Origin of the sequence: Aestuariibacter sp. A3R04 (genome assembly GCF_018860805.1) — a bacterium.
Lineage (GTDB): Bacteria > Pseudomonadota > Gammaproteobacteria > Enterobacterales > Alteromonadaceae > Alteromonas.
In genome coordinates this window covers 26,207-39,843 of the sequence record NZ_JAHKQR010000001.1, presented here as the reverse complement: position 1 = coordinate 39,843, position 13,637 = coordinate 26,207, and the positions used below count along the sequence as shown (strand labels likewise).

Annotated in this window: 13 protein-coding genes; 4 read left to right on the top strand and 9 right to left on the bottom strand. The window is 44.0% G+C overall.

The window, feature by feature from the left end; all coding sequences use genetic code 11:
• Nucleotides 1-328: 328 nt before the first annotated feature.
• From KO518_RS00195 to rpmH, 9 genes are read right to left on the bottom strand one after another with little or no spacing between them, the layout of a single operon-like run.
• Nucleotides 329-1,150 (bottom strand): ATP-binding protein, encoded by an 822-nt coding sequence (locus tag KO518_RS00195; protein ID WP_216023806.1) that lies wholly within the window; start codon nt 1,148-1,150, stop codon nt 329-331.
• 5 nt (nt 1,151-1,155) lie between these two features.
• Nucleotides 1,156-1,821 (bottom strand): DnaT-like ssDNA-binding domain-containing protein, encoded by a 666-nt coding sequence (locus KO518_RS00190; RefSeq protein ID WP_216023805.1) that lies wholly within the window; start codon nt 1,819-1,821, stop codon nt 1,156-1,158.
• 5 nt (nt 1,822-1,826) lie between these two features.
• Nucleotides 1,827-2,261 carry an FMN-binding protein MioC gene (gene mioC / locus KO518_RS00185; RefSeq protein WP_216023804.1) on the bottom strand — a complete coding sequence of 145 codons (435 nt, stop codon included), beginning with the start codon at nt 2,259-2,261 and terminating at the stop codon, nt 1,827-1,829.
• Between the two features lie 2 nt (nt 2,262-2,263).
• Entirely contained in the window at nt 2,264-3,643 is a 1,380-nt protein-coding gene (mnmE, locus tag KO518_RS00180) for a tRNA uridine-5-carboxymethylaminomethyl(34) synthesis GTPase MnmE (protein ID WP_216023803.1), read from the bottom strand.
• A gap of 2 nt (nt 3,644-3,645) precedes the next feature.
• A complete protein-coding gene (locus KO518_RS00175; RefSeq protein WP_216023802.1) occupies nt 3,646-4,128 on the bottom strand; it encodes a YajQ family cyclic di-GMP-binding protein in 483 nt (160 codons plus the stop codon).
• 54 nt (nt 4,129-4,182) lie between these two features.
• Nucleotides 4,183-5,844 carry a membrane protein insertase YidC gene (yidC, locus tag KO518_RS00170; RefSeq protein ID WP_216023801.1) on the bottom strand — a complete coding sequence of 554 codons (1,662 nt, stop codon included), beginning with the start codon at nt 5,842-5,844 and terminating at the stop codon, nt 4,183-4,185.
• Nucleotides 5,845-5,854: 10 nt separating this feature from the next.
• Complete coding sequence (yidD, locus tag KO518_RS00165) at nt 5,855-6,103, bottom strand: membrane protein insertion efficiency factor YidD (RefSeq protein WP_216024369.1); 249 nt, start codon at nt 6,101-6,103, stop codon at nt 5,855-5,857.
• Nucleotides 6,091-6,447 carry a ribonuclease P protein component gene (gene rnpA / locus KO518_RS00160; protein WP_216024368.1) on the bottom strand — a complete coding sequence of 119 codons (357 nt, stop codon included), beginning with the start codon at nt 6,445-6,447 and terminating at the stop codon, nt 6,091-6,093. The genes yidD and rnpA overlap by 13 nt, the downstream gene beginning before the upstream one ends.
• Nucleotides 6,448-6,463: 16 nt before the next feature.
• Nucleotides 6,464-6,598: a 50S ribosomal protein L34 gene (gene rpmH, locus KO518_RS00155; protein WP_049791785.1), complete on the bottom strand. Its 135-nt coding sequence runs from the start codon at nt 6,596-6,598 to the stop codon at nt 6,464-6,466.
• A gap of 611 nt (nt 6,599-7,209) precedes the next feature.
• Between rpmH and dnaA the strand changes: the two genes are divergently transcribed.
• From dnaA to gyrB, 4 genes are all read left to right on the top strand, one after another.
• Nucleotides 7,210-8,727 carry a chromosomal replication initiator protein DnaA gene (dnaA, locus tag KO518_RS00150; protein WP_216023800.1) on the top strand — a complete coding sequence of 506 codons (1,518 nt, stop codon included), beginning with the start codon at nt 7,210-7,212 and terminating at the stop codon, nt 8,725-8,727.
• 32 nt (nt 8,728-8,759) lie between these two features.
• Nucleotides 8,760-9,863 (top strand): DNA polymerase III subunit beta, encoded by a 1,104-nt coding sequence (dnaN, locus tag KO518_RS00145; protein WP_216023799.1) that lies wholly within the window; start codon nt 8,760-8,762, stop codon nt 9,861-9,863.
• Nucleotides 9,864-9,935: 72 nt separating this feature from the next.
• Complete coding sequence (gene recF, locus KO518_RS00140; RefSeq protein ID WP_216023798.1) at nt 9,936-11,024, top strand: DNA replication/repair protein RecF; 1,089 nt, start codon at nt 9,936-9,938, stop codon at nt 11,022-11,024.
• A 10-nt stretch (nt 11,025-11,034) separates the two neighbouring features.
• Entirely contained in the window at nt 11,035-13,455 is a 2,421-nt protein-coding gene (gene gyrB, locus KO518_RS00135) for a DNA topoisomerase (ATP-hydrolyzing) subunit B (RefSeq protein ID WP_216023797.1), read from the top strand.
• Nucleotides 13,456-13,637 lie beyond the last annotated feature (182 nt).

The window sequence follows — 13,637 nt, the reverse complement described above, 5'->3', positions numbered from 1 at the left end:
TCCTATCCACAGCGGTGATCAAGATGTGATCCAATTGGGGATAACTTGTCGAGAACGATCAGATATGATCGCGCTGGCTCCGCGTTTTAATGGGCTTATAGTGCCGATCGGCCTGTGATTAGATCTTTTCCACATGATCCCCTGTTTTTCACGGCATCGTGATCCACAGTTTTTTTTAATTGTCGGTTTGTTTTGTTAAGTAGTCACAATTTTTTGCCAATGGCCTTGGCGTTTTTATTAAAATAAGCCCTGACAGACGTTGAATTGTGAAAATTTAAAGGAAATATTATGGCTACCTGCACAGTAACAAGTAGCCTGAAGTGGGGGGTTAACGCAACTGGTTGGGCGTGTAACGAGTGTTCTGTGTATCTGACTGGCTTTGCTCGTCTTGTCCGAGACTTTGCCTTCTGCTTGGCCCACTGAAGCGCACCTTGTAAGTGTCGTATTCCTTGATGGACTCAAAACAATATTTACCCAATGCTAACTCTAATTCACTGAGGTTGTGATTGGTAATGATAATACAGTTCTTTTTATTCACGAGGCGTTGTCTGAGTAGATTGCCCAACCAACTCTGCTGATTCTTCTTTAAAACGGTTTCATTTACACAAACTTCGTCGAGAATGAGAAGATCAACATCCAATAATTCCTGATGAGTTTCCCTAAAACGCTGGCCAATATTGTCCTGTGAACCAAAATCAAAGGAAAAATGGCGCATTTCCATAAGTGTAGAAAGCTGTCTATATAGTACGGTTATCTCGTATTGCTCAATTAATTCGTGAGCAATGGCACCTGCTATATGGGATTTTCCACGCCCATAGTCACCGTAAAAGAGCATCATATGAGATCCGGCCTGACGCCATTCTTTGTCGCTGTGAGCAGCAATAAAAGACTGCGCAATACTCACCGCTTCGATAACGTCTTCACTGTCTTCTACCAGTGTAGAAAAGGTCCAGCGTGGGTTGAGATCTGAGCGCCCGTGAATATCAGTGATCCGCTTTTTCTTGCTTTGTCGCTGTAGTTGCCGTACTTCTTCATTAGCCTTTTTCTCGAATTCTTTTCGCAGTGTGTCGTAGTCAGTATAGCCTTCCTGAACGGGGGGCTTACCCATTGCCTGAGCGAGTGCGTTGAGTTTGTCTTTCAGCGATTGCATTGTTGTTAACTCTTCTTTTTAGCTGCGTATTTTTCTACCAGTTTCCTGGCATTATCATCTGCTTCAATGCCTGGCGCAATGGGCACTTTCTGCGTACCTGTTTTTTTTGTCGCTGTGTAGCTTACAGTGGCGGTACGCTTGCGTTTCATGGCGTAGGCAAATTTTTGAGTCCATTGAAAGTAACTGAATATGGCGTCGGGGCGCCCCAGCCAGTAAGCGACGAATTCGCCAATGTCCTCATCGGTAATTTGCCGATCGATGAGACCAAGTAGATCTGCCATGTCGTTAAACAACGCCGGATCGGGACGCCAACGGCCGTGGATGGCCGCATGTTGTCGATGTAGATGGGTATAGTCATTCTGATTTTGACAGTACAAGGGGAGCAGCAGACGTTGTCCGCTCAAGGATTCACTTAGCCTGGTATTACCCTGCAATGCGATGAGGCCTTGCTGCTCCAGTTCAGACAGTACCGTATTTATTTGTTGTCCACGGGTAAACTTCTCTTCGCCTTCATGATTGCCGTTAAGGAGGGTGATGAGAAACTTGTAGTTCAGTGGTTCCGTTATACCCGATGTACCGTCTGCGGTAGGCCTAAGGCCCAGACAATAGAGTACCCGGCAATCGTTTGATATTGACGCAGTTAAAGCGTGATATTCGGCTTCGGTGAACATGCCTGTTAGTTTTGCAGCTGTTTGTTAAACCAGTCTACCGCAATATCTTCTGGAATGGGGTGATTTAGTACGTCGATGTGAAGCGGTTCGGCCAGTATTGTCGCCCCTGCCTTGAGAAGTTTTCGTTCCATGGCTATTGCGCCATGACAAAACGTGTCATAACTGCTGTCACCTAAACCTACCACATAGGCTTTAATACCTGATAGATCACAATTTTCCAGTGCTTCGGCGAAAGGTTGTATATTTTCTGGCAAATCGCCGGCACCGTGAGTAGAAGTACAAATTAGCCAGGTGCCCTTGAGCGGCAGGGTGTCGATATTGGGTTCAAACTGAATCTGTGTATCAAACCCCGCGTTTTTTCCTACTTGTTCCAGGGCTTCGCCCACGTACTCTGAAGCACCTAATACTGAACCGACAATGACAGATAGGGTGTTTGTCATAACTATTTCCCAATACAAAATGACGAGAAAATTCGTCCTAGTAGATCGTCAGAGGTGAATTCCCCTGTTATTTCAGTTAACGCCTGATGTGCTAAACGAAGCTCTTCAGCCAGTAGCTCTCCTGCGTGGTTTCCCAGCAGTTGCTGTTGTCCGCTTTCTACGTGTGCGTTAGCTTTTGTTAGGGCATCTAGGTGCCGTCGGCGAGCGATAAACTGACCTTCAGTTGTCGTGTCAAAGCCCATGGTGTCTGCGAGGTGCTGGCGAAGTAACTCGACGCCATTACCAGTATTAGCCGATAAAGCGATAACGGCAATATCACCATGTTGTGTGGCTATGGTTTGACTTTGCACTGGTTCTTCAGACAGGTCAGCCTTATTTCGAATAATAGTTGTTGGAATGGCGTCGGGTAATCGCGCCATAAATTCTGGCCAAATATCATAGGGATCAACCACATGGGTATCTGTGCTGTCTACAACGAAGAGTACCCTGTCGGCATCTTCGATTGCTTTCCATGCGCGCTCAATGCCGATTTGCTCAACTTTGTCAGGACTTTCCCGTAGCCCTGCCGTATCGATAATGTGGACAGGCATGCCGTTTATTTCAATATGCTCTTTGAGTACATCTCTGGTTGTGCCAGCGATGTCGGTGACAATGGCACTGTCCCGGCCAGCCAGGGCGTTGAGTAAACTGGATTTACCAGCATTGGGCTTACCGGCAATGACGACTTGCATGCCTTCGCGAAGTAAAGAACCCTGTTTTGCCTTTGCCCGTACTTGCGCGAGAGTATGCAGAATAACTGCGAGATCGCCTGCTACTTTGCCGTCGGAAAGAAAATCAATTTCTTCGTCCGGAAAGTCAATGGCTGCTTCGACATACATTCTTAAATGGATAATTTGCTCTGACAGGGCCGTTACGGTTTTGGAGAATTCTCCTTGCAAGGAACGAAGTGCACTTTTTGCGGCCTGTTTTGAACTGGCGTCAATGAGATCGGCAATGGCCTCTGCTTGTGCCAGATCGAGCTTATCGTTTAAGAATGCTTGTTCGCTAAACTCTCCCGGCTTCGCTAAGCGAACGTTTTCACAAGTAAGTACGGCGTCAATTAACATGTCCATTACTACCTGACCACCATGACCCTGAAGTTCTAGTACATCTTCACCTGTGAATGAATTAGGCCCTTTGAAGTAAAGCGCGATGCCCTGATCGATAACTTCACCGTGCTGACCGAGGAAGGGTGTATACATTGCCTGTCGGGGTGATAGTGTCTGCGGCACCATCTTTTTAGCCACTTCGCAGGCGGCAGGCCCTGATATTCTGACAATACCCACGCCACCGCGGCCTGGCGCTGTTGCTTGAGCAACTATCGTATCTTGTGCAAAAGACATGGCTAATCTTTCATATTCTTAAATTGAAATGGCTGGCCTAAATTGGCGCCACGCACCAGCGCGATAACTTGTTGCAAGTCATCCCGTTTCTTTCCTGTCACCCGTAGCTGATCACCTTGAATGGCTGTTTGCACTTTGATCTTGTTGTCTTTAATTAGCTTGACGATTTTTTTTGCTGTGGCTTGCTCAATACCTTCTTTAAAAGCAATGACTTGCGTACAGGTTTTACCCCGTTGATCGCACTCTTTTACGTCCAGAATACTGGTATCGAGGTTTCGTTTGGCACAGGCGTTTCGAAACATGGATTGTAGTTGTTGTAATTGGAACTCGCCTTCGGCTTTCATCACAACAGTTTTGTCTTTAAATTCAATGCTTGCATCCACTCCGCGAAAGTCAAAACGCGTAGCAAGCTCCCGTTCAGTGTTTTCCGTCGCGTTGCGGACTTCTTCAATGTTGATTTCAGAAACGATATCGAAAGATGGCATGATTTATATATCTCTTTGAAAAGTCAGCCCGCATGTGCGGGCTGAATGAGTGTTTTACTTGGAACTAATGCCTTTCTTTTCCATTGCGGCATAAATCAGCTTGGCCTGAATAAGCGTGATGATATTACTCACAAGCCAATACAGAACCAATCCTGCAGGGAACCACAGGAAGAATATACTCATTGCCACAGGCATGAACTGCATAATCTTCTGTTGCATAGGGTCGGTTACCGTTGTTGGCTGTAGCTTTTGCAACAGCCACATACTGGCTCCAGTAAGAATTGGCAATACAAACCAGGGATCTTTCACAGACAGATCGGTTATCCACAGGAAGAAGTCAGCATGGCGCAATTCAACACTTTCGAGTAATACCCAGTACAAAGCAAGGAAAATAGGCATTTGCAAAATGATGGGCAAACAACCGCCCATGGGATTTACTTTTTCCTTGCGATAGAGATCCATCATTGCTTGCGACATCTTTTGTCTGTCATCGCCGAAGCGGTCTTTTAGTTGTTGCATTTTGGGCGCTAGGTTGCGCATCCGAGCCATGGATTCATACTGCTTTTTAGTTAACGGGTACATGGCACCTTTCACTATTACAGTGATAAGAATAATTGCTACACCCCAGTTGCCCACTAAACTATGTAAAAATTGAAGCAGTGAAAACAACGGTTGCGACAGCCACCATAAAATACCGTAATCTACAGTTAGATCTAAGCCATTGGCGAGAGTAGCGAGACTGTCTTGATCTTTTGGCCCTAAATAGAGCTGGCTTCCAATTGTTGCTGTCTCTCCTGTCGCCACATTAATTGGCGTGCCGGTAAAGCCAATGATGGCGTATTGGTTTTGAGAAAACGTTGAGTACAGGTTGTTTATCTGTGTTGCTGGGGGGATCCAAGCGGCGACGAAATAATGCTCGAGCATACCAACCCAGCCACCTTCAGTAGACGTTTTTAGCTTTTTGTCTTCAATTTTGTCAAACGTGTATTTCTCGTAGCGCTCTTCATCTGTGCCGTACGCTGCGCCACGGTAGGTGGGCATGAACATGTTGCCACCATCAGGTACTTCTGTGGTTTGCTTTAGTTGTGCGTACTGCTGAAAAGTTGTGTTTTCATCACTGTTATTTACGATAGTGTAAGTCAAAGCTATGTCATGACTTCCCTTCGTGAAGTTGTAAGTTTTTGTAATACTAAGACCATCGGCATTTTGCCAGGTCAGGGGCACTGATAATGTATCACCCTTCATCACAAAATCTGTTTCAGTTACGGTGTAGCGCGGACGTCCGGCTTTATTCCCATCCGGGCCATTTCGACCTACAAGGCCACTTTGCGCTATGTATAAACCATTTATAGGCCGAAGTAAGCTGTAAGTTTCTTCTGACTCTTGGGTCAGCGGAAACTTGACTAAATTTGCCTTAACGACATCTCCACCTACCAAGTCAATGCGCAAATCGAGAGTGTCAGTTAGCACGTGAACAAAGCGGTTATCTGCAGACGTCGCTTCCTGAATTTGTGTTGGTACGTCTGCTTGTACACCTTCAGGCACATCGCCAGAAGCTGCAGTAGCAGAAGGTACGCCATTGTCTGCACCGCTTCCGGCAGACTGGCTTGTTGCTGGTTTTACAGGCTGCGGCCCATAATCTTGTTGCCATTGCTGCCAAAGTAAAAAACTTACTAAGGCGAGGCCAATTAACAGAAAACTACGTTGCGATTCCATATAGGTCTCTTTAATCTGAGTGTTTATTGTTCCGTGGTTCCGGAACGGGGTCTATTCCGCCCGGATTGAAAGGGTGGCATTTTAATATGCGTTTAATCGATAACCAACCGCCAATTAGCAATCCGTGCGTTTTTAATGCCTGAATTGTGTAATATGAACAGGTTGGGTGAAAACGACAACGTTGCCCGAGTATCGGTGATATGAACCACTGATAACACTTTACCAGTAAAAGCGGTATAGCGATGGTTATTTTGCGCAGCGTTTTGCGAGCTTTTTCCATTGCTTATCCAAAAGTGAAAATACCTGGTCATTTGTGAGGGCGTCTGCTCCTGATTTTCCGACAACGATAATATCAATGGCAGGCAGGACGTGCTGGTGATGACGAAAACTTTCTCTGATAAGGCGTTTAAGCCGGTTTCTTTCGTGTGCTTTCTTTATTCTTTTTTTGGCCAACGTAATGCCTAACCTGGGATGTGATAGGTCATTTTTTCTGGCTAAAAGGGTAAAAGCAGGGGATACAGCAGGAATTGCGTTATCAAACACATAGGTAAAGTGGGAGGGAGTTAACAGACGTAACTCCCTGGAAAACGTATTTTCACCCACTTTTGGGATAGTACTCTTAAGCAGAAAGGCGAGCGCGACCTTTAGCACGGCGAGCGGCTAGTATTTTACGACCGTTTTTAGTCGCCATACGAGCACGAAAACCGTGAGAACGCTTGCGCTTTAAGTTGCTCGGTTGAAATGTTCTTTTCATGACCAAAGTCTCACTTTCTAGTTAAATATCAGACGTTCAAAGTAACGCCCAGTTTGTTAAACCACAGTGGTTTTACAGGTGGTCGTTACGCCGCCCATCCAAAAGGACGCTGAATTCTAGAGATCTCGGGCTCTGGTGTCAATGTAATTCGGGCTTTTACCGCATATTTTTTTATCATTGCTCGTTCAATAATTCATCAGTCATATGGTTATATCCAATGCTATCTCTATGGATTGTGAATAAAATAATAGTTTATATTTACTTATCCACAATTATGACAGAGATTTGCATAGATCGCGATAAATGTCGTAGTGATCCCAGTGGCTGATCGTCTGTACAGTAGTTTTCTATTTATAAATTTCAATCTAATGGTGTTATTGAAATTTATAATAATTTCAATTGGTTGTGTTTTTGATCTAAAAGATGGGTGAAGATCCGGATTTACTTTTTAGCCAGAAGATCAGATAATCCACAACGATCAAAATATAAAATAAAATCATCGCTGTTACCCAGACACCAACTTCGCATTCCTCTCGTATTTCAGCAGGAACGGTCGTTCTTTCATTGTCTTTTACGTTTGGTCCTCAGCGTCTTTTGGAGCCAAAGATATTATGTCCTTATGGAATATGTGCTTAGAGCGCTTACGCCAGGAATTGCCGACTCAACAATTTAGCATGTGGATAAGACCGCTGACCGCTGAAGAAGAAGCTGGTGTACTCACCTTGTTTGCTCCAAACCGCTTTGTGCTAGATTGGGTTCGAGATAAATATCGTGACAAGATCACCGAATTATTCACCGAGTTTTGTGGGCAGGATTCGCCTCAGTTACATTTGGATGTAGCTGTTCGTTCAGCCCGACCTGTATTTCGAAGTACACCAATGACAGGTAGTAACCCGTTATCCGCTTCACCGGAACGGGGTGACCAAATAAACAGCCATTCTGCAGCACAGGCTGTGGCAGCGTTGCGGGACGCCCAGCAACGCAAGCAGCACGGAACTAATGTGCAGAGCGACGGCGGGTCTACTCGCGATGGTGAACAGCAGCCTGGCTCAAGAGCTGGATCGAGTGCCAATCCATCTGTGGTACCTATTCCAGAAGCAATGAAGCACAAAAGTAATATAAATCCTACGTACCAGTTTGAAAACTTTGTTGAAGGTAAATCGAACCAATTGGCCCGGGCGGCGGCAACCCAAGTCGCCAATAACCCAGGGGGTTCTTATAATCCGTTGTTCATTTACGGTGGTACGGGTTTGGGTAAAACTCACCTTCTTCACGCAGTTGGAAATGGCATCGTTGTAAACCGGCCGGGCGCGAAAATTGTGTATATGCATTCAGAGCGCTTCGTACAGGACATGGTGAAAGCACTGCAAAACAATGCTATCGAAGATTTTAAGCGTTTCTACCGCTCTGTCGATGCGCTTCTGATTGATGATATTCAGTTTTTCGCTAACAAAGAACGATCTCAAGAGGAATTTTTCCATACGTTTAATGCGCTACTGGAAGGCAATCAACAAATCATTCTTACGTCAGATCGCTACCCCAAAGAAATCGATGGGGTAGAGGATAGGTTGAAATCCCGTTTCGGCTGGGGTCTAACGATTGCTATTGAACCTCCAGAGCTTGAAACTCGTGTTGCTATTCTTATGCGCAAAGCGACTGAGAATCGCATTCATCTTCCCGACGAGGTTGCGTTTTTTATTGCTAAGCGATTGCGTTCTAACGTGCGTGAACTTGAAGGGGCATTGAATCGGGTTATCGCTAACGCCAATTTTACCGGCAGACCCATAACTATCGATTTTGTCAGGGAAGCACTGCGGGATTTACTCGCTTTGCAGGAAAAGTTAGTAACGGTAGATAACATCCAGAAAACTGTGGCAGATTATTATAAGATAAAGGTATCTGATATTTTGTCTAAGCGTCGCAGTCGCAGTGTTGCCCGCCCAAGACAGGTAGCTATGGCGTTAGCAAAAGAGCTAACGAATCACAGCTTGCCGGAGTTGGGGAATGCATTTGGTGGCAGGGATCACACAACGGTGTTACACGCTTGCCGAAAAATAGAGCAGCTTAGAGAAGAAAGTCATGATATAAAAGAGGACTATAAAAACCTGATTCGTACTCTATCCTCATAATATTTGGACATTCCGGGCGGGAAAGTAAATAAATGAAATTTACCATCAGTCGAGAAAATTTTCTGCAACCGTTGCAGTTGGTCTCCGGTGCAGTTGAGCGTCGTCATACTTTACCTATTTTATCTAACGTATTAATTAAAGTTAGTGAGGACGCACTATGGCTTACGGGTACTGACTTAGAGGTTGAACTCATTTCCAGTATGCACCTTGAAGGCGATTACGAAGAAGGTGAAATTACCGTTCCCGCAAAAAAACTATTCGATATCTGTCGAGGTATCGCTGATGGCACTGATATTCATTTTTCGTTGGATGGCAACAAGGCGCTAGTTCGCGCTGGCCGTGGGCGCTATACTTTGTCTACATTGTCGGCTAATGACTATCCTAATCTTGAAGATTGGGAAGGCGAAGTCGAGTTCGAAGTCCCATCTTCAGATTTAAAGCGCCTGATCAACAGTACGCATTTTTCCATGGCACAACAGGACGTTCGTTACTATTTGAATGGTATGTCTTTGGAAACGGAAGATAATATCATTCGTACGGTAGCAACTGATGGTCATAGACTGGCTTTGTGCAGATTAGATTATAGTGAAACATCGTTGCCGTCTCGCCAAGTGATTATCCCTAGAAAAGGGGTGCTTGAAATTTCCAGATTGATAGGCGATGAAGAGCGCTCAATTAAAGTGCAAATTGGTGCGAATCATATTCGAATGTTTTCTAATGAGTTTATTTTTACCAGTAAACTCGTCGATGGTCGCTTTCCAGACTATCGTCGTGTCTTACCTCGTGATGGTGATAAAACCATAATAGCAAGTAAGGCCGTGTTAAAAGATGCGTTTACACGGGCCGCAATATTGTCTAATGAGAAATTTAGAGGGGTTAGATTAAACCTTGCCAGTGGTGAATTAAAGATTACTGCAAATAACCCCGAACAAGAAGAAGCCGAAGAGATCGTCGATGTCAACTACGAAGGTGACGACTTGGAAATTGGTTTCAACGTTGCTTACCTTATTGATGTACTCAATGCGTTAACGACGGAGGAAGTGCAAATTCTTCTATCTGATTCTAATTCCAGTGCTCTTATTCAAAATTCCGGGGACGATTCTGCACTATATGTCATTATGCCTATGCGTTTGTAGTATCAGTGTTTGCTCGATAGCGATAGCAGCATCTGCTATCGAGCCGTTTCGAGAACGTTTACGAGTTATTTTATGAAACTGGACAATGTCCAGCTGTCTGATTTTCGAAATATCGCCAGCGCTTCTCTTCATCCTTCGCATTCCCTTACGCTTATAACTGGTAAGAATGGCAGTGGTAAGTCGTCTTTAATTGAATCGTTATTCTATCTTGGGTTTGGTCGGTCCTTTCGCACAGTGAAACACACGTCTGTGATCAGAAACAATTCAGACAAATTCAGTGTGTTTGCTAAGTGCATAACGGATATGGGGGAAGAGCTTAATGTCGGCTTGCAACGTAGTCGAAGTGAACAGTTTTTATGCTCAATAAACGGAGAGCATTCAAATCGTCTTACAGATTTAGTTAGCCGCATTCCATTGCAACTTTTTACACCCCAAAGTACCGACCTTATTATTGGCTCACCAGGTGAAAGACGTCGTTTTATAGATTGGGGCTTGTTCCACGTGGAACATAATTTTAATAAAGTGTTTCAAACTTATCATCGGCTGCTAAAAAATAGAAATGCATTGCTCAAACAAGGTGCATTACTGACTGCCAAAGAGAATGCCTACTGGGAGCAGCAACTGGCTGCTGTTGGGGAAGAGCTCAATGTAAGGCGAAAATCCTACGTAGATGAGCTACAGAGCGTATTTAATCACATTTCAAGTGAATTTCTACCTGAGTTTTGCCTCGAAATTTCGTATTATAAGGGGTGGGAAAAAGAGCTTTCACTGGCTGAAAGTTTAGTAAAAAAAAGTGCCTATGATATAAAAGTGGGTTTCACGTCATCAGGGCCACATAAGTCAGATTTGCGGTTTAAAGTAGATGGTACAATTGCCCAAGAGTTGCTTTCGAGAGGGCAGTTACGAATGGCCGTCGCAGCCCTACAGCTGGCGCAAACCAAGCTATTCCAGCAACAGACATCGAGAAAGAGTATATTCTTACTAGATGATGTTGGGGCGGAATTGGATATCGAAAAGCGAGAACGTTTTATAGATGGGTTACTTGCGATGGATACGCAGCTATTTGTAACAGCAATTGAGCGTGAGCAACTTGCATTTATAGACAAATATAAAGATAAAAAAATGTTTCACGTGGAACATGGCCGCGTGAACGAGGAGTAAAGGTTACAGTATGTCAGAGCAAAACAACTACGACTCGTCCAGTATTAAGGTATTGAAGGGACTGGATGCAGTACGCAAACGTCCTGGTATGTACATCGGCGACACCGATGATGGTACTGGTCTTCACCATATGGTTTTCGAAGTTGTAGATAACTCAATAGACGAAGCCCTGGCAGGCTATTGTTCTGAGATTTTTATACAAATCCATTCAGACGGATCAGTATCTGTATCTGACAATGGACGTGGAATTCCAACAGCTATTCACCCTGAAGAAGGCGTGTCCGCAGCTGAGGTTATCATGACAGTACTTCACGCTGGTGGTAAGTTCGATGATAACTCTTATAAAGTTTCAGGTGGATTGCACGGCGTAGGCGTTTCTGTTGTAAATGCGCTATCCAGTAAATTAAAACTCAAGATTCGTCGCGAAGGAAAAATACACGAACAAGAGTACCAACACGGGGTTCCACAAGAGCCACTTGCGGTTACAGGAGAAACAGACAAGTCGGGCACCTCTGTTAGATTCTGGCCAAGTAGTGATACATTTACAAACACTTTGTTCCATTATGAAATTCTCGCAAAACGGCTACGAGAGCTTTCGTTTTTGAACTCTGGTGTATCGATTAGGTTGAAAGACGAAAGAGATGGAAAGGAAGATCACTTCAAATATGAAGGTGGGATTCAAGCATTTGTCGAGTATTTAAACCAAAACAAAACACCGGTTCATCAAAAAGTATTTCATTTTACTTCTGAAAGAGAAGATGGCATTTCTGTTGAAGTAGCTATGCAGTGGAACGATGGTTTCCAAGAAAGTATATTTTGTTTTACCAACAATATTCCTCAACGTGACGGTGGTACTCACTTAGCTGGGTTTCGCGGTGCATTAACGCGTACGCTGAACAACTATATGGAAAAAGAAGGCTTAAATAAAAAAGCCAAAACCAATGCCAGTGGGGATGATGCGAGAGAAGGGCTAACAGCGGTAATTTCTGTAAAAGTACCTGATCCTAAGTTCTCCTCACAGACAAAGGACAAATTAGTATCATCTGAAGTACGTCATGCAGTAGAGTCAGCTATGAATGAAAAGTTAGCTGATTTTTTACTGGAAAACCCTCAGGAAAGTAAAATAATCGCGTCAAAAATAATTGACGCAGCCCGGGCGAGGGAAGCGGCTAGAAAAGCCAGAGAAATGACCCGAAGAAAAGGCGCATTAGATTTAGCGGGCTTACCAGGTAAACTTGCGGACTGTCAGGAAAAAGATCCTGCGCTTTCTGAACTCTATATTGTAGAGGGTGATTCTGCAGGCGGGTCTGCAAAGCAAGGGCGAAACAGGAAGAATCAAGCAATTTTGCCACTAAAAGGAAAGATTCTAAACGTTGAAAAGGCCCGCTTTGACAAAATGCTGTCATCACAAGAAGTAGCAACATTAATCACGGCCTTGGGTTGCGGTATTGGTAGAGATGAATACAATCCTGAAAAGCTTCGATATCACAGCATTATTATTATGACTGATGCTGATGTAGACGGTTCTCATATTCGTACATTACTTCTCACGTTTTTCTATCGTCAAATGCCTGAAATCATAGAACGGGGCTACGTTTATATTGCTCAACCACCTTTGTACAAAGTTAAGAAGGGTAAACAAGAGCAATATCTTAAAGATGATGAATCGCTAACGAACTATCTAACCTCCATCGCTGTTGATGGTGCAGCACTGTACACCAGTGAAGATGCGCCTGGAATTAGCGGTATTGCATTAGAAAATCTCGTTAAGCAATATCAAGGCGTAGAGAAGATGATAAAGCGTCTGCACCGCGTCATGCCACCAGCAATCCTTTACCGTTTAGTTTATTCGCCCACGCTAAATGTAGAAGATTTAAAAGATGCAGCCATCCTAAATGATGTAGCAGATAAATTTGTGGCCAGTCTGAATGAACGGGAAAATGACGGTGCCACCTATCGCTATGAAATTCAAAAAGATGATGAATTAAACGAATTCTATATCGAAATCATTATGCGAATGCACGGCATCGACTATTCATACAAGCTTAATCATGATTTCATTGAGTCTACCGACTACGGACGAATTAGAGATCTAAACGAAGCTATCAATGACATGATGAATGACACTGCATTCGTGCAACGAGGCGAGCGGAAGCAGCCTGTAGACTCATTTAAAGATGCACTTGAATGGTTGATGAGTGAAGCGAAAAGAGGACAGTATATCCAGCGCTACAAAGGGCTAGGAGAGATGAACCCTGATCAACTTTGGGAAACAACAATGGATCCAGAAGGTCGTCGTATGCTCCAGGTAACTATTGAGGATGCCATAGCTTGTGACCAATTGTTCACCACGCTAATGGGCGACCAGGTAGAGCCGCGTAGAAACTTTATTGAGCAAAATGCGCTGAAGGTTGAGAACCTCGACGTATAGATTGAATAAATGATCTAGATAGAAAAGCCGCCTTAAAATGAAGGCGGCTTTTTTTTAGCTAACTCATTCTATTTGTTAAGTAGAACAACAGAATGGATAGTAAAAAGCTAAATACCTAAAGTCCGACTGTAAGTAAAAATGACATTTATGGAAAACAATCTACAGAGATTTAAGACACTTTT